Origin of the sequence: Lactobacillus corticis (genome assembly GCF_018327645.1) — a bacterium.
Taxonomy (GTDB): Bacteria; Bacillota; Bacilli; order Lactobacillales; family Lactobacillaceae; genus Lactobacillus; species Lactobacillus corticis.
This window is the reverse complement of sequence record NZ_BMAY01000099.1, coordinates 1-201: the sequence shown is the minus strand read 5'-3', so window position 1 is coordinate 201 and position 201 is coordinate 1. Positions and strand designations below refer to the sequence as shown.

Annotated in this window: 1 protein-coding gene; it reads right to left on the bottom strand. The window is 58.7% G+C overall.

What is annotated here, in order from left to right:
* Positions 1-201 (bottom strand): ABC transporter permease subunit (locus tag KI210_RS08905; protein WP_212781492.1); only part of this gene is annotated, 201 nt, incomplete at both ends.

Below are 201 nucleotides of genomic sequence, written 5' to 3'. Positions count from 1 at the left end.
CCAGCGATACGAACTGCGACAGCAGCGCCGGTATCATGTTGTGCACCGCCTGCGGCACGATGATGTGGTACATGGCCTGCACGTACGTCATCCCGTTGCTTCGTGCACCTTCCATCTGTCCGTAGTCGATCGATTCGATCCCGGCGCGCACGATCTCGCTGATCATCGCGCTTTCGAATACTACCAGCGCCGTAATCGAGG